The following is a 23,723-nucleotide window of genomic DNA, read 5'->3' as shown; positions in this document are numbered from 1 at the left end:
TCGCCGCATGGGAGCGCACCCGCAATAGGGATCACGTCAAGGCCAACTGGCACTTCACCACCGCAAACGCCCGCATCAAACTGAAGCGGCTATACCCCGCACTATGAGCGACTCGGGGTACTAGCCGATGCGAAATCAGGGAACCCCGAACCCTTGCGTCACGTTGTTCAGAACGCGGTTCGTCGTCTGCGCCGCGATGTTGGATTCGGCGAGCCCGGTCACCCCGATATTCATCAGCGTGGTCTGCTCGATGATCTGGTTGCTCAGGCTGTTGCTGATGCCATTGATGATCCCGCCTCCGCTGAACATCGTCTGGACCGATGTTGCCCCGTTGCCGCTCGTGCTGGTGGTCAGCACGGTCGTCGTCGGGTCGGCGACCGGCACATAGTATTTATTTCCGGTCGGCGTGCTGCTGGTAATCGCCGGGGTGGCAATCGGCACGGTGATCTGCGTTCCGGTCGGCGTGCTGGTCAATGTGCCGCTCGGCGTGTTGTTGGTTTCCTGGAATGACGTATTCGTATTGCTCGTCGAACTGGTCGTGGTCGTCGCCGGGTCGTTCCCGCCCGGCACGTTCGGAGTATTGGTGACGGACTGGGAAACCTGCGGTGTGCTCGTCGCCGAATAGACATAGACGGGAAGGCTGGTCGTACTGTTCGTGATCGAGATTTGCGGCACAAGGATGCTCAGCACCATCGTGCCGTTGACGGTGGTGAGCTGCTGGAACCCGAAGGTCAGATTGATCCCGCCAGGCAGGCTCATCCCGCCCCGGATCGTGCCGAGCTGTGCGTCGCTCAGCGCGTAAGGCTGAAGGCCGGCACGCGCCACGATTGCAGCACCGCCCCCGCCGGAAGCGGCACCCGCCATGACCGGCTGGCTTGAAGCCAGAATGGGAAACGCCACGGTCGCCAGCAGGAACGCGGCGAGCGCGGTACCGGGCATCCGGCGCCGTCCCGTCTCGCATCTATCCATCTGCGTTCTCCCTAAATCTTAAAACAACGTTGGATTCCCCGCGCCGATCTGGCGCAGGATCGAAAAATCGACCATGAATCGCGACAGCGAGAGCGGCGCTTCCGGCGAGGTTGCCCAATTGCGCCCCCGGTTGAAGCTTGCCCGCGCCACCGCCGGATGCGCCAGGATCAGGAAGAAAATCCCGCTCCACTGGCGTTCGAACACGCCGGTCCGCTCGCTGCGCATTCCAACCGCCGGGTCGGCGATCAAAACGCGCCCATCCTCGATCCCGGTAATCACCACGAAGTGCCGGTAGCCATACTCGTTGATCAGCACGATCGCCGGCACGCCAACCTTCTCGAGCTTCGAAAGCGGCGCGCGGAACCCGCCCGAGGCCAGATCGTGCCGCTGGAGATAAAGCTTCATGTCGAGCAGCGAGAATCCATATTTCTGGATCAGCGCCTTGTTGCCGTGAATGACCATGCTGCGGAACACGGTCATCTCGTTGACCGGCATGTGGTAGCTATAGGTCAGCAGCGTGGCGAGCGCGGCCGACCCGCACGAATAGTCGAAATGCTGTGGAATCACGGTGCCGAACCGCCGCGCCTGGAAGCTTTGCACCCGCATGTGGGGTGAAATCCCCGGAAGCCCCGCGATCGCGCCGCTGATCTGAAGCGGAGCCGCGCGCGCCCCCAGGCAAAGCCCGCCCACGCCGAGCCAGACCGCTAAGCTCGCCGCAATCAAACCGACACTCCGCCGGAACCGGCGGGTCGTGGGTTGGCGGCACATCGCTCCCTCCCTACTGGGCGCTGATGAAGATCGATACGCTGGAATTCATCATAACATTGTTGCCGGTGTTTGAGAACACATTTGTGAACCCGGTATTGCCGCCGATCGCGCCGCCGATCACGTCGCCGGTGGTGGAACCGCCCGAAACCTTGCCGTTCAGCGTGCCACTGCTCGAAGACGTCACGTTGAGCTGATTATTGGTGGTGTTGAACGCATTCGTCAGGTTCACCCCGCCCTCGCCGCGCGCGGTGCCGAGCTTGGCCGCCGAAAGCTGCTTGCCCGCCAGCGCGCTGAACGGATTGTCGGTGGCCTTGCCCGGTCCCCCCGGCCCGCCCGCGAAAGCGGTTCCGTTCACGCAGAACGCCGCAGCCGTTACGAGAACGGCTCCGGCGACCTTGCTTATCGCTTTCGTCATTGGTTTCTCCCTCGCTTCCCGCGCTGCTTCCCGAAACTCTCGATCATAATCAGCCGCACCGCCCGGTTTTGGCCGGACGGTGCGGTTCCCGAAATTCGAGAAAAAATCCGAGTGTTACGGCGCGCCGGTGCCCATGAGACCGCCGCTGTTGTCGATGCCGGTCGCGGCGACCGACACGTTCTGCTGCATCAGCCCGTTGCCGTTGAAGCCGGCGGTGACCACGCCGATATTGCCGGAAACATTGCCGGTCACCGTCGAGCCGTTGTAGTTGATGTTCGTGTCGTTGCCGGCGGCGGCAGCAGCGGAGGAGGCAGCCGCACCACTGTTATGGTTGCCTTTGTTTTGATGACTGCCGGCGGCGGAACTTTCGGCCGAGGCGTTGTTGTTGTCGTTATCGTTATTGTTGCTGGTGTGGCCTTCCAGGTTGCCGCCCGCATGAGCCGACGCCAGGGTCACGGCGATGTCCGTTGTGTTGAACGAGCTGGTCATTGCAAGCGAACCATTGCTGACCGCCGCACTGCCATCGATAGCAACAGCCTTGTTGTGGCTATTCGCGATGGCAACGCCGTCCTGGCTCGCCGCCGCGCCGCTGCCGCCATTGACGGTTGCAGCCGATGTGTTGATGTGGGTGTTGAAGCTGTGCTGGGCGCCGCTATTGGCGTTGGCGCCCTTTTCCGCCAGCGTGCCGCTATTGATGTTGCCACCTTCTTTCGCGACCGTCACGGTCTTGGTGTTGCCATTGCCGTTGTTGCTGTGCAGCGTGCCGCTATTGGCCGCGCTGTCCTGGCTCGCCGACGCGCCGCCGCCGCCATTGGCGCTCGAGCCCGACGCGTTGGTCTTCGTGACCGTCACGTTCTTGGTTTTGGTGCTGCTGGCCGAGCCGCTACCGGTATTGGCGTTGCCGCCGTTCTGCGCCTGCGTGTTGGTACTACCACCACCATTACCGTGGTTGACGTTCTTGGCCATGGCGGGAGCCATGCCGAGGCCGAACAGGCCAAGGGCAATGGCCGCCGTGCTGCTCAGAAGAAGTTTACGCATTGAATCCTCCGTTGTGTTCGGTTTCATCCGACCTCGACCCGATGACGGCAGAGGCCATGGCTTTCAGATTCACGACCGCGGATACTCGGACCGGAATTCCTGTTCCGCGAACTCGCGCCTCTGCCGCCGATGAGGATCAACGCAAGCCGCGTGCCAACGCGATGCGCAGCGGTGATTTCCAGAAATTCATGGTTTCTTAAGGCATTACGGGATATAGCCTGACGGCCATATCGACCGTGCCGGTGTAACTTCAGACGTAACTTTTACGTAGCGTCACACTGACGATGCCCGCGCTGCCGAGTTTGTCGTTATCTATAATAAACCGGTCCGGCGATCATGGGTCGGCTTATGCCAACGGGTCTGAATTTTAACCCGTAGCTGAGCCCGAATCGTCATTGCGACGCCGAGCCTGCGAGGCGGAAGCAATCCATTTGTTCAATGCCGTGTGCTGGGAAAAATGGATTATCTCCGCGTCGTTCGACGCCGGCTCGCAATGACCGGGCTGAAGGGTCATTGTCAAGGGCGTGCCGGATCAGTCGGAATCCCGCGAAGCGATCCGGCTTTCCCGTTTCCGCGCCACCGCGTGCCGCAAGTCCCGCCCCTCGCGCGGCAACAGCGGGTCGAGCGTGACGTCGAACATCGCGACGCGTGCCCAGTACAGAATGCCTTGATGAAAGAAATCGGCCAGGAACCTGCGGATCATGATGTCACCGCTCGTAAAACAGCGAAACGATGGACAGGACGAGCAGCGTCGCCATTGCGAGGTTGAAAGCCCGGAACTGCCGGTCGGATCGCAGCACCGAACCGATGCCCGAGCCGATGCCCGCCCAGGCCGAGACGACGGGCAGGGTGACGAGCAGGAACACGATCACGATCATGCCGGTCTGCACCCAGAGATTGTCCGCGAGGCTGACGAATGTGCTCATCGCCGCCGCGGCGATGACCCACGCTTTCGGGTTGACCCACTGAAACAGCGCCGCCTCGAGAAAACTCAGCGGGCGCGACCGGCGGTTAGCACCCTTCGCGTCGGGGCGCCGCGCCGTCGCGATTCTGGCGGCAAGCCAGACCATATAGGCGATGCCGAGCCATTTGAACCCGCGGTGAACCGCCGGATTGGTGACCAGGACGGGGCCGAGCCCCAGGCCGATCATCAGGATCATCACCGGAAACCCGACCGAGATGCCGAGCACATGCGGCATGGTGCGCCGCAGGCCGAAGGTCGCGCCGGAGGCGGTGACCATAACATTGTTCGGGCCGGGGGTGCCCGACATCGCGACGGCAAAGAGAACCAGGCCCGGCAGCGCGGTCATTGTCCGGTTTCCATGCACCCGTTCACGGCGGCACCGGTGTAGGGCGGTTGCGTTACCGCGACAGGTCTGATAACGTTATTGGTAATTCTCATGAAAATGGATAACACAACCCAGCGCGTCATTCAACATCTGCGCGTTCTCGCGGCCGGGCAGGCGGCGGGATCGCGCCTGCCGCCGGTGCGGGCGCTGATGCTGGAATTCGGCGCCGGCCCGGTCACGGTTCAGCGGGCGCTGGATCGCCTGACCCATGAAGGGATCATCGAAGCGCATCCGGGGCGCGGCACCTTCGTCGCCGGACGGGCGCCGGACGGCGCGGCCGTGCTGGCCGACATGGCCTGGCAGAGCGTCGCCCTCGGTCCCGGCCGGTCCCAGGCCGAGGCGCTCGGCGCCCTGGCGCATGTTCCCCCGCCGCATGCCGTCCCGCTGAACGCCGGCTATCTGTCGGAAGCCTTGCAGGCGACCTCCCTGCTGGCGGCGGCGACCACGCGGGCGCTGCGCCGGCAGGGTTTATGGGGGCGGATGCCGATCGAAGGGCTTCATGCGCTGCGCGCCTGGTTCGCCGATGCGATCGGCGGTTCTTACCGGGCGCACGAGGTCACGATCTGTCCGGGCAGCCAGTCGGCTCTCGCGGCGTCGTTCCGGGCCCTCGCGAATCCCGGCGATCCGGTCCTGATGGAAAGCCCGACCTATATCGGGGCGATCGCGGCGGCGCGCGCGGCCGGCCTGCGTCCCGTCCCGGTGCCGATCGACCGGGACGGGGTGCGGCCCGAGCTTCTGGCCGATGCGTTCCGCACCAGCGGGGCACGGCTGTTCTACTGCCAGCCGACCTATTCCAACCCAACCGGCGCCGTGCTCTCGGCGGCGCGGCGCGGCGCGGTTCTGGATCTGCTCCGGGAGTTCGGCGCCTTCCTGATCGAGGATGACTGGGCGCGGGATTTCCAACTGGACTCCGGCACCCCGCCGCCAGCCCTCGCGGCCGACGATCGCGACGGCCACGTGGTCTATGTCCGGTCGGTCACCAAATGCGCGGCGCCGGGGCTCAGGATTGGCGTGATCTGCGCGCGCGGCCCGGCGCATGCCCGCCTGCGCGCGGCCCGGCTGACCGACGATTTTTTCGTCCCCGGCCTGCTGCAGGAAATCGCCCTGCAACTGCTCACCGCGCCGAGCTGGCCGCGCCATCTGCGCTGGCTGCGCGCGGCGCTGAGGGCGCAGCGGGACGCGCTGGTCGAGGCGTTGCGCACGCATCTCGGGCCGGACTGCCTCGCTCATGTGCCGGAGGGCGGTCTGCATCTCTGGGTGCGGTTGCCCGACGGGACTGTCGATGAGGATGTCGCCGCAACCTGCGCCAGGGCCGATATCCTGGTCAGCTCCGGCCGGCACTGGTTTCCGGGAGAACCCGAAGCGCCATTCCTGCGGGTCGGTTTCGCCGCGATCCCGGCGGAGGCGGCTGATGACGCGATCGCCCGGCTCGCCGCAATCATTCGCGGCTGATGCCTCGAACCCAGATCGCCACGAGGCAGGCGGCGGATGCCGGGGACCGGATCATCGCGCCGGATCGAGAATGAGCGCATGCACCGTTCCCGGCACGAACCGGAAATCCGGGGCATTGCCGGGCTTGCCCTTGCGTTCGGATAGGATTTTGGCGGTCACCAGGAAGACTCGACCGGTTTTCGGGTCGATCGCCATGTTCTTCGCACCCGGCGCGGTTTCGACATTGCCGAGACCGGTGAACCTGTCCGGTCCGTCTTTCTCGATCACCGAGAGCGTACCGTCCTTGTTGGAGCTGAAGGCGAGATGCGAAGCCGGATCGAAGGCTGCGCCGTCGGTGCCGAGGCCGATCGGCAACTGGGCGAGAACCTTGCCGCTATTCGAATCGACCACGACCATCCTGACGTTGCCCTTGCAGCTCGCGAACAGCCGGTGCGTCCGCTCATCGATCGCGAGGCCGTGGATATCCGGGCACGTCGGCACGTTCCACATCGCGGTGACCGTGTTGGTCCTGGCGTCGATCCGGGCGATCCTGGCGCGGTCGCTGATATTGACGAACACGTTGCCGTCGCCGTCCGGCACCGCTTCCTCGGGCGATCCGCCGAGTGGGACCGTGGCAACCACCGTGTCGGTCGCCGGATCGATCGCGCTGGCCGCATGGGCGTTGCCGCCAAAGGCGAACACCTCGCGACTGCCTCAGCGTTTCTCGTCGAAATATTCAGGCATGGCCGCGATCAGCCGGGGCAGGGAGGTCAGCAACTCGGACAAATGAAGCCGCATGACCGCCTCGGCCGCATCCCGATCGCGCGTTTCGATCGCATCGACGATCGCGGCGTGCTGCTCGAGCAGCCGCGCCGCCGGGGTTGCGTCCGGCAGACTCAGATAGCGCACCCGGTCCATCTGCAGTTTGACATTGTGCAGGATGCGCCAGACATCTTCGTGATCGGTCGCGGCGGCGAAAGCGCGGTGCAGCGCGTCGTCCAACGCCAGAAAACCGGCATGGTCGCCGGCGCGCACGGCGTCGGCCTGATCGGCGATCAGCGACCGCATCCGCGCGATCGCGGCAGCGTCGGCCTTTGCCGCGGCTTCGCGCGCGACCGCGCATTCCACCGAAGCCCGCAGGAAGCGGGCACTTTCCGCCCGTGCCGCGGAAATCCGCGTCACCACCGTGCCGCGCTGCGGCAGCACCTGCACCAGCCCGGCTTCCGACAGCCGGATCAGCGCCTCGCGCACCGGCTGGCGGCTGACCCCGAGCTGTGCTGCGAGATCGTTTTCCGAAAGGCGCTCGCCGGGACGCAGCGCATTGGTGATGATGCGCTCCTCGATGATCCGCCGCACCCGCAGCCCAACCGGCCCCGGCTCTTCGGAACCGAGTTCGGTCGCACTTCTGTCTGTCCTCCGGGCGGCAATTTGGGGCGGCATGATCGAAACCTTGACCGTTCGGCGTCGTCATGAATAACTAGCCGACTAGTATGGTGATGACAAGGACGACCATGGAACAAACCTGGCGCTGGTTCGGCCCCGAAGATGCCATTACTCTGGACGAGATCGGGCAGACCGGCGCCGAAGGCATCGTCACCGCCCTTCATGATATCTCCTATGGCGCGGTCTGGACCGAGGAAGCGATCGCCGCGCGGCAGGCGCTGATCGCGCGCGGCCCGGTTCCCGCGCTGCGCTGGAGTGTGGTCGAAAGCCTGCCGGTGCATGAGGATATCAAGCGCGGCGCCGGCAGGCTCGACCATCTGTTCGGCGCCTACCGCACATCGCTGCGCAACCTGGCGCGATGCGGCCTCAGTACCGTCTGCTACAATTTCATGCCGATCCTCGATTGGACGCGCACCGAATTGCAGGCGCCACTGCCGGGCGGCGGCACCGCACTCCGCTTCAACGCGCATCAGATCGCCGCGTTCGATTGCTTCATGCTCGCGCGTCCCGGCGCCGAGGCGGAGTACGATCCGGCGCTGCTTGCCCGCGCCCGCGCCTGGTTCGACGCGGCGGGCGAGGCCGAACGGAGCACTTTGCTCGCCAGCATCATGGCCGGGCTGCCCGGCGCCTATGACCGCTACGACATCCCCGGCCTGCGCCGGATGCTCGACAGCTACGCCGGCATCGACCATGCCGCATTGCGCGGCAATCTCGTGCGATTTCTCCAGGAGGTCGTGCCGGCGGCGGAGGAACTGGGCATCCGCCTCTGCATCCACCCCGACGACCCGCCGCGGCCGATCTTCGGCCTTGCCCGAATCGTCTCGACCGAAGCCGACATTGCGTTCATCCTGGATGCGCTAGATCGCCCCGCCAACGGCCTGACCCTTTGCACCGGCTCGCTCGGTGCGGGCGTGGGCAACGACGTGGCTGCCATCGCGCGGCGCTTCGCCGACCGGATCTGGTTCGCCCATCTGCGCAACGTGACGAAGGAACCGGATGGCTCCTTCATGGAATCCGACCATCTTGCCGGTGATGTGCCGATGCTGAAGGTGATCCGCACGCTGCTCGGTGCCGAGGCTCGGCGCCGCGCCGCCGGCGATCAACGCTGGCGCATCCCGATGCGCGCGGATCACGGCCATGAATTGCTCGGCGATGCCGGCCGCAACACCCATCCCGGCTATCCGCTGATCGGGCGGCTGCGCGGTCTCGCTGAACTGCGCGGCGCGATGCTCGCCCTGACCGGCGAGATGGCGTCGTGATCCGGGACGGGAACGTGAATTGACAAACTGCCATGGTAGTATATTTCTGCCGGGCTATCGATAATGCGCAGTTTCCGCCGCACGAGAAACGCGAGGAGGGACGCCGAATGCCTGCCGATGCGATCAGCCGGGCGGTGAGCCCGCTCCAGGCGAAGCCGGTTCTCGAAGTCGTCGGCGTCGCCAAATCCTACGGCCATATCAGGGCGCTCGAAGGCGTCACGCTCGACATTCATGCCGGCGAGGTGGTGGGACTGGTGGGCGATAACGGCGCCGGCAAATCCACCCTGGTCAACATCATCGCCGGCGCGATCCGCCCCTCCGCCGGCACGCTGCGGATCGAGGGGCGGGAGGTCGCCTTCGCCTCCGCGCTTGATGCGCGCACCGCCGGAATCGAGGCGGTGTATCAGGATCTGGCGCTGGCGCTCGATCTCGACATCTGGGCGAACATCTTTCTCGGCCGGGAGACGTTGCGCCCCGGCCTGCTCGGCCGCCTCGGCTGGCTCGACAAGCGCGCGATGCAGCGCCGCGCCGCCGAGGAGCTTGGCCGTACCGCGATCCGCGTCGGTTCGATCCGCACGCGCTGCCGCGCGCTGTCCGGCGGGCAGCGTCAGGCGGTCGCGGTGGCGCGCGGGCTGATCTGGGGGTCGCGGCTTCTGCTGCTGGACGAGCCCACGGCGGCGCTCGGCGTCGAACAGCAGGCCAAGGTCGGCAAGCTGATCGAGGCGGTGCGCGCCCGCGGCATTCCGGTCATTCTGGTCAGCCACAACATGCCGCAGGTTCACGACCTCTGCGATCGCATCGTGGTGCTGTTCCAGGGCCGCAAGATCGCCGACCGGCCGGCATCGGACATGACGATCGCCGACATCATCGCCTGCATCACCGGCGCCGGCATTACGGGCACACGGGAGATGCACGCATGAGCGACGCGCCGACCCCGTCGCGCGAGGCTGCAATGCCCGCTCCCGCCGCGCGGCGCGTCTCGCGCGCCGCGTCCCTCGAATTTCTCTCGCGCGCGGGAGAACTCTGGACGCTCGCGATCCTGATCGTTCTGATCGCGATATTCGGCATATTGAGCCCGGATTTCTTCAGCCGGGCGAGCTGGCTCGCGACCTCGCAATTCGCGGTCGAATATCTGCTGCTCGGACTGGGTGAAACCTTCGTCATCGTCACCGGCGGGATCGATCTTTCGGTCGGCGCGATTCTCGGTTTTTCCGGCATGGTGGGGGCGATGGTGATGCGCGCCATGATTTATCGCCATGTAGCGACCGATCTCGATCTCATCGCCGGAATCGCGTCCGCCCTGACCGCCGGCACCTTCGTCGGCTGGCTGAACGGCCAGGCGATCACCCGCCTTCGGCTGACGCCGTTTGTCGTCACGCTCGGCATGCTCAGCATGTGCACCGGCGGCATCTATCTGCTCAACAACGGTGGCAATGTCGGCACGATTCCCGATATCGTCGGCACGCTGGGCTCTTTCGCGATCGGCGGCTGGCTGCCGGTGACGGTGCTGGTCACTGCGGTTTTCGCGGTGCTGTCCGCCCTGCTGCTGGCGGAAACCCGGTTCGGGTTGCGCACCTACGCGATCGGCTCAAATCCGCAGGGAGCGGCGCGCGCCGGCATCGATGTGCGCAAGCATCTGGTGAAAATCTACATGCTGTCGGGCTTTCTCGCGGCGGTGGCGGGGCTGATGGTGATGGCGCGGTTCGCTTCCGCCTCGGTACAGGCCGGCGCCAATGACGAACTCGACGCGATCACCGCCGTGGTGATCGGCGGCACCAGCCTGTTCGGCGGGCGCGGCACCGTGCTCGGCACGGTGATCGGCAGTTTCGTGATCACCGTGATGGTGACCGGGCTGATCCTGATCGGCGTGCAGCCGTTCTGGCAGCAGGTCGCGGTGGGTGCCATCCTGATTTTCGCCGTCGCGATGGACCAGTTGCGCGACCGGCTGCTCGATGCGTTTTAGAAACCGACCGACAACAAGGGGAGACGACGATGACGAGACAAAAATTCCGCACTGCATTGGCGGCGGGTGCCGTTCTGGCCGCGATGGGCTTGTCCAATGCAAACGCGAAAACCTACACGATCGCGCTGGTGCCCGGAATCGCGACCGATCCGTTCTACATCACCATGCAGCGCGGCGCCGCCGCCGAGGCGAAAAAGCTCGGCGTGCACTTGATCTGGCAGGGCGGCGCGTCCTTCTCGCCGGAAACCCAGATACCGATCCTGCAGGCCCTGCTTGCCAAGCATCCCGATGCCCTGGTGATCGCGCCCACCAACAAGAAGGCGCTGATCAACCCGATCAAGCAATATGTGAGCGCGCATATTCCGGTGATTTCGGTCGATACCACGATCAGCGATCACGGTCTGCTCAAGTCGCGCATCACCTCCAACAACACCCAGGGCGGCGCCGCCGCCGCCAAGGCGATCGCAACATTCGCGCATGAGAGGGGCGATGTCGCGGTGATCAACGTCAAGCCCGGCATTTCGACGACGGACGCGCGCCAGAAAGGCTTCCTCGCGCAGATGAAGCACTATCCGAACATGAAGGTCGTCGCGATAGAATACGACAATGACAGCCCGACCAAGGCGTTCACCGAAGCCCAGCTTTTGCTGCTGAAATATTCGCACCTGAAGGGCATTTTCGGCACCAACGTGTTCTCCGCCCAGGGCGCCGGCAAGGCGGTCGATTCATCGGGCAAGAAAGGCCGGGTAAACGTGGTCGGTTACGATGCCGAACCGGGCGAGGTGAAGCTGCTCAAACAGGGCGTCGTCACCACCTTGATCGTTCAGCAACCCGCGCTCGAAGGCAAGCTCGGCGTGAAATACGCCTATGACATTCTTTCCGGCCATGCCGGAAGCGTGCCGAAATCCAAGCTGCTCGACAACATCACCGCGATCACGAAGAATGCGAACGATCCCGATATCTCCAAGTATTTCTACAAATCAGAACTCGCGCACTGAGAGGGCGATGATCGGTATCGGGGAGAGGCCATGACGGAAAATCAGCACGGCGCCGCGACTTGCCCGGCACGCTACGCGGGGCGGCGCGTGCTGATCACCGGCGGCTCGCGCGGGATCGGCCGGGCGATCGCCGAACGCGTCGCGGCGGAGGGTGCGGCGACCATCATCACCCATTTCCGCGACGGCGCGGCGGCCGCCGCCACGCTCGAACGCCTTGCCGCGATCAGCCATGCGGCGGGATTCGACGCGGTCGCGCATCGCGCGGAGGATGCCGATGTGGCGGATGAAGCGGCGATGGATGCGGTCTTCGCGCGCGCATTCGCGATTGGCCGGCTCGACGTTCTGGTCAACAATGCCGGTATCCAGAAGGAACAGACGCAAGGCCATGAACTGGATCTCGCTGCGTTCGAGCGGGTGATCGCGGTCAATCTCATTTCGGTCGCATCCTGCGCGGCGCGCGCCATCCGGCATTTCCTGGATCACGGCGGCGGGGTGATCGTCAACATCTCGAGCGTGCATGAAATCGTGCCGAAACCGGGTTATCTCAGCTATTCGGCGGCGAAAGGCGGCGTCGGCAACATCACCCGCACCTTGGCACTCGAATATGCCGGGCGAGGCGTTCGGGTGAACGCCGTCGGTCCTGGTGCGACAATTACCGACATGAATGCATCGTGGATCGACGATTCTGTCCGCCGCGCGGCGGTGTGTGCGCATATCCCGATGGGCCGCCCCGCCGAGGCCGCCGAAATCGCGGCGGTCACAGCGTTTCTCGCATCGGATGACGCAAGCTACGTCACCGGCCAGACCATCATGGCCTGCGGCGGGCTGTCGCTCTACGGCGACTTCGCCCAGAACTGGGCATCGTAAGCCGAAGCCAAACCTGCCAGGGGTAAAACCCGACCACGACTGTCCTTGCGCGGCCGCGTCACGCGAAGGCGTGCATTCGCACGTCACGACCGAAGCAATCCAGCGACGCATCGGCGCGACCATCATGAGCCGCGCATTATACGATTTCACTTATGATGCATATTGAGACTCACTGCGCGGCGAAGCGATCCATAAGCGCAGATCAGGAACGCAAATAACGCGGACGGCGCAATCGCAAATTCAACGGCAAAAGCCGGCCAAAGGTGAGGACGTATCGAATGTCTCGATTCGAGGAGAGCGGCGGTATCAATGCATGGCTGCCACCGGGGCGACTGTTCATCCTGGGGTTTCAGCATGTCCTGGTCATGTATGCCGGTGCCGTGGCCGTGCCGCTCATCGTCGCGGGCGCCGCGCATCTGACCACGGCCCAGACCGGCTATCTGATCAGCAGCGACATGTTCTGCTGCGGTATCGGCTCGCTGCTCCAGTCGGTCGGACTCGGTCCGTTCGGCATCCGCATGCCGGTGATCATGGCGGTCACTTTTGCCGCGGTTGGCCCGATGATCGTGATGGTGGGCGATCCCGCGCTCGGCCTGCCGGGCATTTACGGCGCCACCATCGCCGCTGGCCTCATCGCGATGGGCCTGGCGCCGTTCGCAAGCCGGCTGCTTCGGTTTTTTCCGCCTCTGGTGCAGGGAATCGTCATCACCGCGATCGGCGCGAATCTGATTCCGGTGGGAATCAACTGGTCCGCCGGCGGTTTCGGCAACCCACATTACGGCGCGCCGATCTATCTCTGCGTGTCGCTCAGCGTCCTGCTGTTCATCATGGTGCTCGCGAAATACGGCAAGGGATTCATGGCGAATGTCGCGGTCCTGCTCGGGCTCATTTTCGGTTTCGCCGAAGCCGTGCTGCTGGGCCGTGTGCGGCTTACAGGCATCGGCGCGGTCGGCTGGTTCGGCCTGATCACGCCATTTCATTTCGGGTTGCCGACGTTCCATCCCATCGCGATCGCCACGATGGTCGTCGTCATGCTGGTAACGTTCATCGAATCGAGCGGCATGTTCATGGCTCTCGGGATGATCGTCGATCATCCGGTCGAAAACACGGATATTCGCCGAGGGCTTTTGGTCGATGGTCTTGCGAGCGTCATCGGCGGCACATTCAACTCTTTTCCGCACACCTCGTTTTCGCAGAATATCGGACTTGTCGGGATCACCGGCGTGCGGAGCCGCTGGGTCTGCGCCGCGGCCGGCGTGATCCTGGTGCTGCTCGGCCTGGTTCCGAAAATGTCGTTCATCGTCGCGTCGATTCCGCAATTCGTCCTGGGCGGCGCCGGCATCGTGATGTTCGGTATGGTCATGGCGACCGGCATTCGCGTGCTGAGCCATGTCGATTACGAAAAACAACAGCATAATTCCTACATCGTCGCGATCAGTCTCGGCATTTCGATGATCCCGGTGGTCGCCGTGCATTTCTTCCAGGCGGTTCCGGTCAACCTGCAACCCTTCGTGCAGAGCGGTATTTTCCTCTCCGCCCTAACCGCGGTTCTGAGCAATCTCTGGTTCAACGGAATGGCGCCAAAACGCGACTCCGGGCGCGGCAGCACCGTGGCGCACTCTGTCGAGATCCAGGGAGACCCGAAGGCGGTCTCGACGCTTCACTGAAACGATTTCCGCAAAACCTGCCGCACGATTCAACCAAAAAAAACCGGGAGTGAAATTTCAATGGCAATAACATCCGCCCGTGACTCTGTCCCGGCTGCGCGCGCGACCGCGATCGCGCTTCTGATCATGGCTCCCGTCATGGCCAGCGCACAGGGCACCGCCGAAACCGCGCCGCAATCCGGCCCGTTGCAGAGCCTCGCCACGGCGCGCCAGCAACTGAAAACCGACGGGATCGACATTACCGGCTATTACGAAGGCAATTTCTACGCAAACGTCGCCGGCGGCCTCAAAAAAACCAATGTCTATTTCAGCGATCTTGCGTTCGGCGCCAATCTCGATCTCGCCAAGCTCGCCGGCATTCCCGGTGCCATGCTCGATATCTCGATCGATTCCCGCTTCGGCGGGTTGCCCCAAGGTGTCAATGATCTCACCGGAAGTTCGGTCGGCTATCTTGGCGGCGCCGGGCCGGACAACCAGACGCGCCTGACCGAACTGACATTCGGTCAGAAACTCGCGGGTGGCGCCTTGTCCTACGCGATCGGGCGGACCACGCTCGCCAATTATTTCGGCACATCCTCGCTCTACTGTCAGTTCGAAACATCGCTCTGCAGCAATCTGGTACCATTCAACTGGTCGCTCGACAGCAACGAACCGTTCTACCCGATCGCGGTCTGGGCCGGGGAACTGAAAGTCACGCCGACCCGGCAGACCTATTTCCGAATCGGCGCATCGGAATCGAATCCCCAGCAATATTTTGGCGGCGGCTTTCCGTGGAATGGCGGATGGTCCGTCGCGCACGCGACCGGCGTGTTCCTGCCGGCCGAATTCGGCTACACGACGGAACATACCGGCGCGCTCTATCCGGGCCGCTACAATGTCGGTTTCTATTATGACTCATCGCAATTCACCGATCCGCGCTACAACGCCCAAGGCGGCAAGCTCGCTTTCGCGGGCGGCGTTCCGGCTTCCGACGGTCCGCAAAGCGTCGTCTACCTGCAAGCCCAGCGGGTTCTCTGGCGTTCTGGTAATGCCAAAGGTGCAAGGCGGCTCTGGGGATTCGCCGCCGCGCAATTCGGCGTGTCGGGCCGCGCGCCGGTGAAATCCTATTACCAGCTCGGCGCGGTCATGCAGGGCACGTTTCCCGGCAGGCCGAACGACACCGCCGGATTGCTCGCGACCTACTATGTCTTCAATCAGCGCGTGACCGGCGCTGTTAACGACGAAGTCGCCGCCGCCGGTAAATCCGGCCATCTTTCGAACACCGAAGCGATTTTCGAGGCGAATTACGGGATCGATCTCGGTTACGGCTTGACCGTCAAGCCGTTCATCGACCTCACGGTGAATCCCGACCAGTTCCTGTTCGACGTGCCGGCGCCGAATCCACGCATTCATTACGCCTTGGCGGTGGGAACCCAGCTCAATATCGGACTTTGAAACCATGCGTCTCTGGATCAAGACTCCGCTCGGCGGGATGCCGAAAGGCGGGGAGGGCGGTATCGTCGTCGATGGTCCGATCATTGCCGAACTCCTCCGCGCCGAGCATCAACCATCGGGGCCAATCGACGAGGTTTTCGATGCGTCGCGCCACGTCGTGCTGCCCGGACTGATCAACACGCATCATCATTTTTACCAGACTTTGACGCGCGCTTTCGCCCCGGCGCTCGACAAGAAACTGTTCGACTGGCTTATCGCACTGTATCCGGTCTGGGGACGCATCACCGAGAATGAATTCCGCCTCGCCTGCCGGGTCGCGCTCGCCGAGCTTCTGCTCTCGGGCTGCACCACGGCATCCGACCATCATTATCTGTTTCCCGCCGCCCTGCCGCACGCGATCGATATCGAGATGGAGGAGGCGGCGGCGCTCGGGCTGCGCGCGGTGCTGTGCCGGGGTTCGATGGATCTTTCGGAGGAGGATGGTGGCCTGCCGCCCAGATCGGTCACCCAATCGATCGACGTCATTCTGGCTGACAGCGAGCGTCTGGCGAAACGCTGGCACCAGAGCGGTCCGGGTGCGATGAGCCAGGTTGCGCTTGCGCCGTGCTCGCCGTTTTCGGTCTCCGCCGATCTGATGCGCGAAACCGCGCGACAGGCGGCAGGTCTCGGCCTCCGGCTGCATACCCATCTGGCGGAAACCGAGGATGAGAACGAATTCTGCCTCGCCCGTTTCGGCAAGCGACCGCTCGATTACGTCGAGGAACTCGGCTGGCTGAACGATCATACCTGGTTTGCCCACGGTATCCATTTCACCGAGGCGGAGCGGGCGCGGATGGGGCGCGCCGGCATCGGTATCGCGCATTGCCCGAGTTCCAACATGATTCTCGGCTCCGGCATCTGCCCTGCCTGCGCGCTGGAGCGGCAGGGTGTCGCGGTCGGACTCGCGGTCGATGGATCGGCCTCCAATGACGGCTCCAACATGATCCAGGAACTGCGTCAGGCGCTGCTACTCCAGCGTGCCGGCGGCGGCATCGGTGCCGCCGGCTTTGCCGATCCGATCCGCTGGGCGACCGAAGGTTCGGCGCGCTGCCTGGGGCGGCCCGATCTCGGCCGGATCGCGCCGGGAATGCAGGCCGATCTTGCCCTGTTCGCCCTGGACGAGTTGCGGTTTTCCGGCGCCGGCGATCCGCTCGCGGCGCTGATCGTCTGCGGCGCGCACCGGGCGGACCGGGTGATGGTCGGCGGTGCCTGGCGGGTGATCGACGGCGCGATACCGGGGCTCGATCTCGCCGCCCTTACCGCCGCGCATCGGGCGGCGGCGGCGCGAATCCGGAAGCATGTTGCCTAACTATAAATTAGTCATAATAACTACTTTTTGTTTCACGTGAAACAAAGAGCAGCGTTTATGCCCCATTCGTTCTCCGGGAATCCCGCCAGGCGACGAACGGGTTTTCGACCAGAATCACCCCGATCAGGATCACCCCGATCACTCCGGCCTGATAGATCGGGTTGAAATCATTATAACTCAGCCCGTAATCGACGATCCCGATCACCACCGTCGCGAGCGCCGTGCCGATCACCGAGCCGGTGCCGCCGAAAATTCCCGTGCCGCCGAGCACGACGATGGCGATGCTGATCAGATTCGCTTCCCCCGCCGCGTCCGGCCGCGCGGTACCGAGACGCGCGGCGCCGACAATGCCGGCGATGGTCGAAACCAGCCCGCACAGCACATAGGTCGCTGCCCTGATGCGCGATGCGCGCAGCCCGGCGAGGTCGGCGGCGCGGTCGTTGGTGCCCGCCAGATAAAGTGCGCGGCCGAACCTCGTGCCATGCTGAAGGAAGGCGAAAGCCGCAAGAAGCGGCAGATAGAGTGCCACCAGTTGCAGCGGCAAACCCAGGACATGGCCTTGGCCGATCGCGAGAAACAGCGGCGATTCATGGGTAAGATCGATATTGATCCCGCCGGTCAGGACGAGGGCAAGCCCCTGGTAGCCGAACAGAGTCGCCAGCGTCGCGATGATCGGCGGTATCCTGAACCACGAAATCGCCACCGCGTTGATCCCGCCCAGGACAAGCCCCGCAAGCAGCGTCATCCCGATCGCCACAGGCCAGGCGAGGTCGAGATGCAGCAGCCGGCCCAGGATCACCTGTGCCAGTCCCGCGATCGCGCCCACGGAAAGATCGATCCCCGTGTCCCCGCCGCAGATCACCAGCGTCTGGCCAAGCGCGATCATCCCGATTTCGATGCCGAACACCGCCATGCTGTCGAGATTCTGCGTGGAGACGATGCCGGGATGGCCGAGCGCGAAGCCGCCGAGCGCTGCCGCCGCCATCACCAGCAGCAGGAGCGGGCGGGTTCGGTCGAAGCCGGACGCGTGCATTCCTATGCTCCCCTGATTTCGTGGTGCGCGCTGAGGCCGATCGCCGCGAGTATCACCGCCCCGAGTGCGACGCCGCCCCAGAAGGGCTGAATCCGCAGCAGTACGATTCCGTCATCGACAACCTGAACCACCAGCGTGCCGAGCAGCGTGCCGAGCATGGTTCCGCGTCCGCCGGAGAGCGCGGTGCCCCCGAGCACCACGGCGGCGATGACCTGGAGGACGAAGCCGCTGCCGGTCGAGGTCTGCACCATCGGGCTCTGACCGAGGGTCAGAAGTGCCGCGAATCCGGTCAGCAGGCCGAGCATCACATAGGCAGCGAGCTTGATCCGCTCCGGCCGGATTCCGGCGAGCCGGGCGGCTTCCTCGTTATTGCCGAGCGCATAGACATGCCGCCCCCAGCGGAAATGCCGCAGGAACAAGGCAGCACCAATGAGAAAGACAAGCGCGATGACCGCGACGACCGGCAGGAACAGGAGATGATCGACCACAAAAATCGTCGTCAGCGCGGGCGGAATCGCGGTGATCCAGTTGCTGCCCAGGACGATGAACACGAGCATCCGATAGATGCTGAGTGTGCCGAGGGTCGCGATCACCGGCGGAATCCGCCCGTTGATGATGAGCAGCGCGTTGATCAGGCCGAGAACGGCACCGGATGCGAGAAATATCGGAACCGTCGCGGCGAGGCTCCAGCCAGCGGCGAAACAGGTGCCGCCGATCGCGGCGGTCAGCCCGAGCACCGAGCCGGTAGAGACGTCGATCCCGCCGGTCAGGATCACCACGGTCATGCCGATCGCCGGAATCACGGTGATCGCGCTGCCGACGAACAGATTATCGAGATTGACCCGGCTCCAGAACGCGCCGTGCGAACCCAGGCTGATCAGTCCGACCAGAACAGCAAGTGTTGCCAGCAGCAGCACCTCGCGCCCCGCCGGAAGACGGCGCCGCGACGCCAACACCGGCTTGATCACAGTCGCTACCCGTTCGCTCATGCCGCCCGTGCGTGGGTGCCGACCGCGGCAGCGAGAATCGCTTCGGCGTGCATGGCGTCGCCCTCCGCCACGGTGACCACGCGACCCCGCCGCATCACGATTACCCGGTCGCTCACCGCAAGCACTTCGGGCAGATCCGACGAGATCACCACCACTGGCAGACCGCTTGCGGCAAGCTCGCGGATGAAATCATGGATCTCGTCCTTGGTGCCGATATCGATGCCGCGCGTCGGCTCATCGAGAATCAGCAATTTCATGGATTGGCCGGCCCATCGCGCGAACAACGCCTTCTGCTGGTTGCCGCCCGACAGCGTGCCGATCGCGATCGTCTCGTCCCGCGCCTTGATCCGATAGCGCCCGATCAGCCGCGCCGCCTCACCGCGCAGGCCGCCGAAGTCGAGCCGCGAGGCCGCATGCACGAAGCGAAACAACGCGCTCGCGGTCAGGTTCGCCTCCAGCGGCTTGGTCGCGAAAATACCCTGCGATTTCCGGTCCTCGGGCAGATAGCCGATACCGCGCGCGATCGCCTCGGCCGGGTCGCGTGGTGCGATGCGCGCGCCGTTCAGCCGGATCTCGCCCCGGTCGGGCGGCAGAGCGCCGAACGCCGCCAGCGCGACCTCGCTGCGGCCGGAGCCGACCAGGCCGTAGACTCCGGTGACCCGCCCGGCCGGCACCGACCAATCGACATCGCGATAGAGATTGCCACGGCAGAGTCCCTTGATTTCGAAGGCCGGCGGAGTCTCGGTGGCCGGTTTGCGGTCGGGGCGCGGCTTGCCGTAATTCCGGCTGGCTTTGCCCGCCATCAAGGCGAGCAATTTCGTCTCGTCGAGTTCGTCGGCGCGCGCGGCACCGGTCACCCGTCCATCGGTGAGGACGGTGACGCGATCGGCGATCTTGCCGATTTCATCGAGCCGGTGGGTGATATAGACGATGGCACGGCCATCCTCGCGCAGCCGACGGATGATCGCGAACAGCCGGTCGGTCTCCGACTGCGACAGGATCGAGGTGGGTTCGTCGAAAATGATCACCCGCGCCTCCTGGGTCAGCGCCTTGGCGATCAGCACCAGTTGCTGATAACCGAGGCTGAGCCGACCCATCGGCCGATCCAGCAGATCGTCCGAAAGGTCCAGCCGGGCGAACCAGGGCCGGACCCGCTCCGCCATCGCCGCCTTGCGGATCATGCCGCCGCGCAGGGTGATTTCGTTGCCGGCGAAGATGTTCTCCAGCACCGAAAGATGCGGATAGATCATCGGCTCCTGATACACCGCGGCAATGCCCGCCGCGCGCGCGTCCTTGGGGTGGGCGAAGCGGCGCACCCCGCCATCCACCCTGATCTCGCCGTCATCCGGCACGATTGCGCCGGTGAGAACCCGGATCAGGGTCGATTTGCCGGCGCCGTTCTCGCCGAGCAACGCGTGGGTTTCGCCCGGCGCGATCGCGAGATCGACGCCGGCCAGCGCCACGACGCCGCCGAAACGCTTGGCGATGCCGGCAAGTTCGACGCGAGACATGGATTGCGCGATCAGAAGTTCAGGCTGACATTGGATTTGTCGATCACCAGCGGCTTGCCGAGCAGCAGCGTGCGGGTTTTCGCGAAATACCGCACTTTCTGCTTGAGCCCCGGCACCGTGTTCTCCTTGTGGAACGGCTTGTGCTGAAGCTCCTGCATGATCCCCCAGCCGGTCAGATACCCCAGCGAAATCGGATTCCACAGCACCACGCTCTTGACTGTTCCGTTCATGATGAACGGGCGGATCGAGTTCGGGTCGGTAATGCCGGTGACCGCGACCTTGCCGGACAGCCCGGCGCGCAGCACCGCCTGCGCCGCGCCCGGCACCGCCGTCGAATTGATGCCGACGATGCCCTTCAGATGCGGATAGGCGGACAGCAATTGTCCGGTCACCTGGGTCGCTTTGTTGATGTCCTCGCCAGCATACTGGATCGAGACCAGCTTGATTCCCGGATATTTCGCGGCGAGGCGCTGCTTCATCAGCGCGATCCAGGCGTTGAGATTGGTCGCGGTCGGGCCGCCGGAAACGAACGCGACATCGCCCTTGCCGCCGATCGCCTTGGCGAGCTGGTCCATCACCGCATAGGCGAGGCCGCGATTGCTGGTCTGCTGCACGCGCAGCGCCACGTCCGGCCCGTTCACCTGCGAATCACTGGAATAGAACAGGATGTGCTGAGCCTTCGCCTGTTTCGCCAGGGCCTCCAGCGCGGTCGGGCTGTTGGCGGAAACGCCGACCGCAGCGACATGTTTGTTGATCAGGCTCTGCACGATTTCGGCCTGGCCGGACACCGAGGCGGTGGTCGGCCCCTGATAGATGATATGCGCGCCGAATTTTTTGCCGGCCTGGTCAAGCCCCTGCTTCATCGCGCTGAAATATGGAATGCCGATCAGTTTCGGCACGAAGGCGATGGTCGGCGGCGCGGCGCGGGCCTGCCCGGCCGCACCGGCCAGCAGCGCCGCCCCGGCGAGCAGTCCGATGCGGCCCAAGCGCCTCGCACGACGATCATGGTTTTCGATTTCGGCCATTGTCTCTCCCCTCGTTCCGAACCGCCCGATTGGCGGTTTGCTTGTCACATGGAATTAGCATCATCTCACATCAATATTGTCAAGAATTATGTGAAGAATAACATTTATTGTGCATCGCAGCACGAAATTCAGCCATTTTTATAAAATATCTTGCCAATTCGGGTTGTCGCTGTCTTATATACCCACATCATGATGTTGAAATGCACAGAAAATTTGTTTGATCGAAGGCCGGTACGGAAGCAGTGATCATGAGCGATGGCGCGTTGCCGATTATGGGCCGTCAGCAGGATATCCTGCGCCGTGCCGTGGGCGCCGTGCTGGTTCGGGTGAAGGATCTCGCCGGCGAATTCGGCGTCCACGAAATGACGATCCGCCGCGACCTCGAATCGCTGGTCGATCAGGGGCTGATGGAGCGGGTGCGCGGCGGCGCGCGGCTGCGCGAGCGCATGGGCGAGGAACTCAGCCATCAATTGCGGGCGGCCCGCAATATCGAAGCGAAGACCGCGATCGCCCGCGCCGCTTTGGCGCTCATCGAGGAGGGCGACACGATCGCCTTCGATGCTTCGACCACGGCGCTCGCGCTGGTGCGGCTGCTGCAAGGGCGCAATGTATCGGCGATCGTCTCCGGGCTCGACGCGGCGGCGGCGCTCGCCGCGAGCGGCGTGCCCTTCGTCATGGTCGGCGGCTCGTTCCATGCGCCGGCGCGTTCCTTCACCGGCGTGCTGTTCGAGGAAGCGATGGCAAGGCTGCACCCGGACAAGGTGTTCTTCTCGACCAAGGGGTTCCATGCCGCGCTCGGTCTGACGGATTCGCATCTGCCGGAAGTCGGCGCCAAGCGCGCCATGCTGCGTTCGGGCGCGATGACGATCGCGCTGGTCGATTCCTCGAAATTCGGCCGGCGCGCGCTCGCGACCATCGCCGCGACGACCGAGATCGACGTGCTGGTGACCGACGCGCCGCCTTCGGATCAGGACATGGCGGCGCTCGAGGCGGCCGATATCCGCGTGATCGTCGCCGCGTGAGGGAGGGATGATGGACGATGCAGCTTTGATGGAGCGCCTCGATGTGCAGGCGATCGAAACGCCGAGCTGGGCGTTCGGCAATACCGGCACGCGGTTCAAGACATTTGCCCAGCCGGGAGCCGCGCGCACCATATGGGAAAAGATCGAGGATGCGGCAGAGGTGCATCGGATGACCGGCATCGCGCCGCGCATCGCGCTGCATATTCCGTGGGACCGCGTGGATGATCCCGGCGAACTGGCCCGTTTCGCGCAAGCGCGTGGCATCGGCATCGGCGCGATCAATCCCAATCTGTTCCAGGATGACGATTACCGGCTCGGCTCGCTCGCGCATCCTGATGCGCGGATTCGCGAAAAGGCTTCGGCACATCTCGAAGACTGCATCGCGATCATGGCGGCGACCGGTGCGCGCGATCTCAGCCTGTGGTTCGCCGATGGCACCAATTATCCGGGGCAGGACGATTTTCGCGCGCGGCGGCGGCGGATGCGCGAAGGCTTGTCGGGCTGTGCGGCGAGGCTGCCGGCAGACGCGCGGATACTGATCGAATACAAGTTCTTCGAGCCCGCCTTCTACTATACCGATCTTGCCGATTGGGGCGCGGCACTTGCCCATGCGCGGGCGATCGGCCCGAAGGCCCAGGTGCTGGTCGATCTCGGCCACCATGCGCAGGGCGCAAATATCGAGTCGATCGTCGCCATGTTGCTCGACGAGGGCAAGCTCGGCGGTTTTCACTTCAATGCGCGGCGCTATGCCGATGACGACCTGATCGTCGGTTCGACCAATCCGCTTGAATTGTTCCTGATCTATGCCGAACTCGTCGCGGCCGAAGTCGATCCGCAAACCAGAACCTGCACGCGCGGCGTTTCCTACATGATCGACCAGAGTTTCAACATCGAAGCGAAAATCGAAGGCATGATCACGAGTATTCTGAACTGTCAGGAAGCCTTCGCCAAGGCGCTGCTGATCGATCATGCGGCGCTCGCGGCGGCGCAGGCGGACGGTGACGTGCTTGGCGCGAACCGCATCGTCATGGATGCGTTCCGTACCGATGTCCGCCCAATCCTCGCCGCCTGGCGCCGGCAGCGCAACCTGCCGGAGGATCCGCTCGACGCGCATCGGGGCGGCGATTATCTGCGCGCGATCCGCCGCGATCGCGGCACCGCCTCCGCCGCGAGCGGTTACGGAGATTGAAGGAA

At 64.2% G+C, this 23,723-nt stretch carries 23 protein-coding genes; 11 read left to right on the top strand and 12 right to left on the bottom strand.

Going from position 1 to position 23,723, the window contains the following annotated elements:
• Nucleotides 1–135: 135 nt before the first annotated feature.
• The 6 genes from L2A60_RS06320 to L2A60_RS06295 all read right to left on the bottom strand — a co-directional run bounded on the left by L2A60_RS06320 (nt 136) and on the right by L2A60_RS06295 (nt 4,500).
• Complete coding sequence (locus tag L2A60_RS06320; protein ID WP_235703524.1) at nt 136–969, bottom strand: hypothetical protein; 834 nt, start codon at nt 967–969, stop codon at nt 136–138.
• An 18-nt stretch (nt 970–987) separates the two neighbouring features.
• Nucleotides 988–1,737 carry a C39 family peptidase gene (locus L2A60_RS06315; RefSeq protein WP_235703523.1) on the bottom strand — a complete coding sequence of 250 codons (750 nt, stop codon included), beginning with the start codon at nt 1,735–1,737 and terminating at the stop codon, nt 988–990.
• 10 nt (nt 1,738–1,747) lie between these two features.
• Complete coding sequence (locus tag L2A60_RS06310; protein WP_235703522.1) at nt 1,748–2,152, bottom strand: hypothetical protein; 405 nt, start codon at nt 2,150–2,152, stop codon at nt 1,748–1,750.
• Between the two features lie 114 nt (nt 2,153–2,266).
• The gene (locus L2A60_RS06305; RefSeq protein WP_235703521.1) at nt 2,267–3,190 is read right to left on the bottom strand and encodes a hypothetical protein; all 924 of its coding nucleotides are present in this window, start codon (nt 3,188–3,190) and stop codon (nt 2,267–2,269) included.
• Nucleotides 3,191–3,722: 532 nt separating this feature from the next.
• The gene (locus L2A60_RS06300; RefSeq protein ID WP_235703520.1) at nt 3,723–3,893 is read right to left on the bottom strand and encodes a hypothetical protein; all 171 of its coding nucleotides are present in this window, start codon (nt 3,891–3,893) and stop codon (nt 3,723–3,725) included.
• Nucleotides 3,894–3,897: 4 nt separating this feature from the next.
• A complete protein-coding gene (locus L2A60_RS06295; protein WP_235703519.1) occupies nt 3,898–4,500 on the bottom strand; it encodes a LysE family translocator in 603 nt (200 codons plus the stop codon).
• Between the two features lie 96 nt (nt 4,501–4,596).
• On the opposite strand from L2A60_RS06295, the gene L2A60_RS06290 reads away from it, so the two are divergent.
• Nucleotides 4,597–5,991, top strand: coding sequence for an aminotransferase-like domain-containing protein (locus L2A60_RS06290; protein ID WP_235703518.1), 1,395 nt, complete (start codon nt 4,597–4,599; stop codon nt 5,989–5,991).
• Nucleotides 5,992–6,042: 51 nt separating this feature from the next.
• Here L2A60_RS06290 and L2A60_RS06285 read toward each other — a convergent pair whose 3' ends face one another.
• Both L2A60_RS06285 and L2A60_RS06280 read right to left on the bottom strand, forming a co-directional pair.
• Nucleotides 6,043–6,672, bottom strand: coding sequence for a YncE family protein (locus L2A60_RS06285; RefSeq protein WP_235703517.1), 630 nt, complete (start codon nt 6,670–6,672; stop codon nt 6,043–6,045).
• Between the two features lie 12 nt (nt 6,673–6,684).
• Nucleotides 6,685–7,410 (bottom strand): GntR family transcriptional regulator, encoded by a 726-nt coding sequence (locus tag L2A60_RS06280; RefSeq protein ID WP_235703516.1) that lies wholly within the window; start codon nt 7,408–7,410, stop codon nt 6,685–6,687.
• Nucleotides 7,411–7,466: 56 nt separating this feature from the next.
• Between L2A60_RS06280 and uxuA the strand changes: the two genes are divergently transcribed.
• From uxuA to L2A60_RS06240, 8 genes are all read left to right on the top strand, one after another.
• Nucleotides 7,467–8,672 (top strand): mannonate dehydratase, encoded by a 1,206-nt coding sequence (uxuA, locus tag L2A60_RS06275; RefSeq protein ID WP_329603557.1) that lies wholly within the window; start codon nt 7,467–7,469, stop codon nt 8,670–8,672.
• Between the two features lie 107 nt (nt 8,673–8,779).
• The gene (locus L2A60_RS06270; RefSeq protein ID WP_235703515.1) at nt 8,780–9,592 is read left to right on the top strand and encodes an ATP-binding cassette domain-containing protein; all 813 of its coding nucleotides are present in this window, start codon (nt 8,780–8,782) and stop codon (nt 9,590–9,592) included.
• Nucleotides 9,589–10,635, top strand: coding sequence for an ABC transporter permease (locus L2A60_RS06265; RefSeq protein WP_235703514.1), 1,047 nt, complete (start codon nt 9,589–9,591; stop codon nt 10,633–10,635). The genes L2A60_RS06270 and L2A60_RS06265 overlap by 4 nt, the downstream gene beginning before the upstream one ends.
• A 29-nt stretch (nt 10,636–10,664) precedes the next feature.
• Nucleotides 10,665–11,633 (top strand): ABC transporter substrate-binding protein, encoded by a 969-nt coding sequence (locus L2A60_RS06260; protein WP_235703513.1) that lies wholly within the window; start codon nt 10,665–10,667, stop codon nt 11,631–11,633.
• A 30-nt stretch (nt 11,634–11,663) separates the two neighbouring features.
• Nucleotides 11,664–12,500, top strand: a complete 837-nt coding sequence (locus L2A60_RS06255) for an SDR family oxidoreductase (RefSeq protein ID WP_235703512.1) — start codon at nt 11,664–11,666, stop codon at nt 12,498–12,500.
• A 278-nt stretch (nt 12,501–12,778) separates the two neighbouring features.
• The gene (locus tag L2A60_RS06250) at nt 12,779–14,167 is read left to right on the top strand and encodes a nucleobase:cation symporter-2 family protein (RefSeq protein ID WP_235703511.1); all 1,389 of its coding nucleotides are present in this window, start codon (nt 12,779–12,781) and stop codon (nt 14,165–14,167) included.
• Nucleotides 14,168–14,227: 60 nt separating this feature from the next.
• Nucleotides 14,228–15,601: a carbohydrate porin gene (locus L2A60_RS06245; protein WP_235703510.1), complete on the top strand. Its 1,374-nt coding sequence runs from the start codon at nt 14,228–14,230 to the stop codon at nt 15,599–15,601.
• 4 nt (nt 15,602–15,605) lie between these two features.
• On the top strand, nt 15,606–16,949 hold the full coding sequence (locus L2A60_RS06240) for an 8-oxoguanine deaminase (RefSeq protein WP_235703509.1): 1,344 nt from the start codon (nt 15,606–15,608) through the stop codon (nt 16,947–16,949).
• 55 nt (nt 16,950–17,004) lie between these two features.
• On the opposite strand, the gene L2A60_RS06235 is transcribed toward L2A60_RS06240, so the two are convergent.
• Genes L2A60_RS06235 through L2A60_RS06220 form a run of 4 tightly spaced genes read right to left on the bottom strand, consistent with a single transcriptional unit; the run spans nt 17,005 to nt 21,468 of the window.
• Nucleotides 17,005–17,982: an ABC transporter permease gene (locus L2A60_RS06235; protein WP_235703508.1), complete on the bottom strand. Its 978-nt coding sequence runs from the start codon at nt 17,980–17,982 to the stop codon at nt 17,005–17,007.
• 2 nt (nt 17,983–17,984) lie between these two features.
• Nucleotides 17,985–18,971 carry an ABC transporter permease gene (locus tag L2A60_RS06230; protein ID WP_235703507.1) on the bottom strand — a complete coding sequence of 329 codons (987 nt, stop codon included), beginning with the start codon at nt 18,969–18,971 and terminating at the stop codon, nt 17,985–17,987.
• Nucleotides 18,968–20,482 (bottom strand): sugar ABC transporter ATP-binding protein, encoded by a 1,515-nt coding sequence (locus L2A60_RS06225; protein WP_235703506.1) that lies wholly within the window; start codon nt 20,480–20,482, stop codon nt 18,968–18,970. Before L2A60_RS06225 ends, L2A60_RS06230 begins: the two co-directional genes overlap by 4 nt.
• A gap of 11 nt (nt 20,483–20,493) precedes the next feature.
• Complete coding sequence (locus L2A60_RS06220; protein WP_235703505.1) at nt 20,494–21,468, bottom strand: autoinducer 2 ABC transporter substrate-binding protein; 975 nt, start codon at nt 21,466–21,468, stop codon at nt 20,494–20,496.
• A 287-nt stretch (nt 21,469–21,755) separates the two neighbouring features.
• Here L2A60_RS06220 and L2A60_RS06215 point away from each other — a divergent pair, with 287 nt between their 5' ends.
• Entirely contained in the window at nt 21,756–22,529 is a 774-nt protein-coding gene (locus L2A60_RS06215; RefSeq protein WP_235703504.1) for a DeoR/GlpR family DNA-binding transcription regulator, read from the top strand.
• Between the two features lie 10 nt (nt 22,530–22,539).
• Nucleotides 22,540–23,718 (top strand): L-rhamnose isomerase, encoded by a 1,179-nt coding sequence (gene rhaI / locus L2A60_RS06210; RefSeq protein WP_235703503.1) that lies wholly within the window; start codon nt 22,540–22,542, stop codon nt 23,716–23,718.
• Nucleotides 23,719–23,723: the final 5 nt, after the last annotated feature.

It is taken from the genome of Acidiphilium iwatense, from assembly GCF_021556475.1.
Classification (GTDB): Bacteria; Pseudomonadota; Alphaproteobacteria; order Acetobacterales; family Acetobacteraceae; genus Acidiphilium; species Acidiphilium iwatense.
This window is presented reverse-complemented; position numbering and strand designations above follow the sequence as displayed.

What these genes read in the sequence shown, in the direction of transcription:
- L2A60_RS06250 (WP_235703511.1), top strand. Translation starts at nt 12,779, where the DNA reads ATGTCTCGATTCGAGGAGAGCGGCGGTATCAATGCATGGCTGCCACCG.
- L2A60_RS06225 (WP_235703506.1), bottom strand. Translation starts at nt 20,482, where the DNA reads ATGTCTCGCGTCGAACTTGCCGGCATCGCCAAGCGTTTCGGCGGCGTC.
- L2A60_RS06270 (WP_235703515.1), top strand. Translation starts at nt 8,780, where the DNA reads ATGCCTGCCGATGCGATCAGCCGGGCGGTGAGCCCGCTCCAGGCGAAG.
- L2A60_RS06230 (WP_235703507.1), bottom strand. Translation starts at nt 18,971, where the DNA reads ATGAGCGAACGGGTAGCGACTGTGATCAAGCCGGTGTTGGCGTCGCGG.
- L2A60_RS06265 (WP_235703514.1), top strand. Translation starts at nt 9,589, where the DNA reads ATGAGCGACGCGCCGACCCCGTCGCGCGAGGCTGCAATGCCCGCTCCC.
- L2A60_RS06320 (WP_235703524.1), bottom strand. Translation starts at nt 969, where the DNA reads ATGGATAGATGCGAGACGGGACGGCGCCGGATGCCCGGTACCGCGCTC.
- L2A60_RS06310 (WP_235703522.1), bottom strand. Translation starts at nt 2,152, where the DNA reads ATGACGAAAGCGATAAGCAAGGTCGCCGGAGCCGTTCTCGTAACGGCT.
- L2A60_RS06315 (WP_235703523.1), bottom strand. Translation starts at nt 1,737, where the DNA reads ATGTGCCGCCAACCCACGACCCGCCGGTTCCGGCGGAGTGTCGGTTTG.
- L2A60_RS06255 (WP_235703512.1), top strand. Translation starts at nt 11,664, where the DNA reads ATGACGGAAAATCAGCACGGCGCCGCGACTTGCCCGGCACGCTACGCG.
- L2A60_RS06305 (WP_235703521.1), bottom strand. Translation starts at nt 3,190, where the DNA reads ATGCGTAAACTTCTTCTGAGCAGCACGGCGGCCATTGCCCTTGGCCTG.
- L2A60_RS06300 (WP_235703520.1), bottom strand. Translation starts at nt 3,893, where the DNA reads ATGATCCGCAGGTTCCTGGCCGATTTCTTTCATCAAGGCATTCTGTAC.
- L2A60_RS06260 (WP_235703513.1), top strand. Translation starts at nt 10,665, where the DNA reads ATGACGAGACAAAAATTCCGCACTGCATTGGCGGCGGGTGCCGTTCTG.
- L2A60_RS06295 (WP_235703519.1), bottom strand. Translation starts at nt 4,500, where the DNA reads ATGACCGCGCTGCCGGGCCTGGTTCTCTTTGCCGTCGCGATGTCGGGC.
- L2A60_RS06235 (WP_235703508.1), bottom strand. Translation starts at nt 17,982, where the DNA reads ATGCACGCGTCCGGCTTCGACCGAACCCGCCCGCTCCTGCTGCTGGTG.
- L2A60_RS06290 (WP_235703518.1), top strand. Translation starts at nt 4,597, where the DNA reads ATGGATAACACAACCCAGCGCGTCATTCAACATCTGCGCGTTCTCGCG.
- L2A60_RS06280 (WP_235703516.1), bottom strand. Translation starts at nt 7,410, where the DNA reads ATGCCGCCCCAAATTGCCGCCCGGAGGACAGACAGAAGTGCGACCGAA.
- L2A60_RS06215 (WP_235703504.1), top strand. Translation starts at nt 21,756, where the DNA reads ATGAGCGATGGCGCGTTGCCGATTATGGGCCGTCAGCAGGATATCCTG.
- L2A60_RS06245 (WP_235703510.1), top strand. Translation starts at nt 14,228, where the DNA reads ATGGCAATAACATCCGCCCGTGACTCTGTCCCGGCTGCGCGCGCGACC.
- uxuA (WP_329603557.1), top strand. Translation starts at nt 7,467, where the DNA reads ATGACAAGGACGACCATGGAACAAACCTGGCGCTGGTTCGGCCCCGAA.
- L2A60_RS06240 (WP_235703509.1), top strand. Translation starts at nt 15,606, where the DNA reads ATGCGTCTCTGGATCAAGACTCCGCTCGGCGGGATGCCGAAAGGCGGG.
- rhaI (WP_235703503.1), top strand. Translation starts at nt 22,540, where the DNA reads ATGGACGATGCAGCTTTGATGGAGCGCCTCGATGTGCAGGCGATCGAA.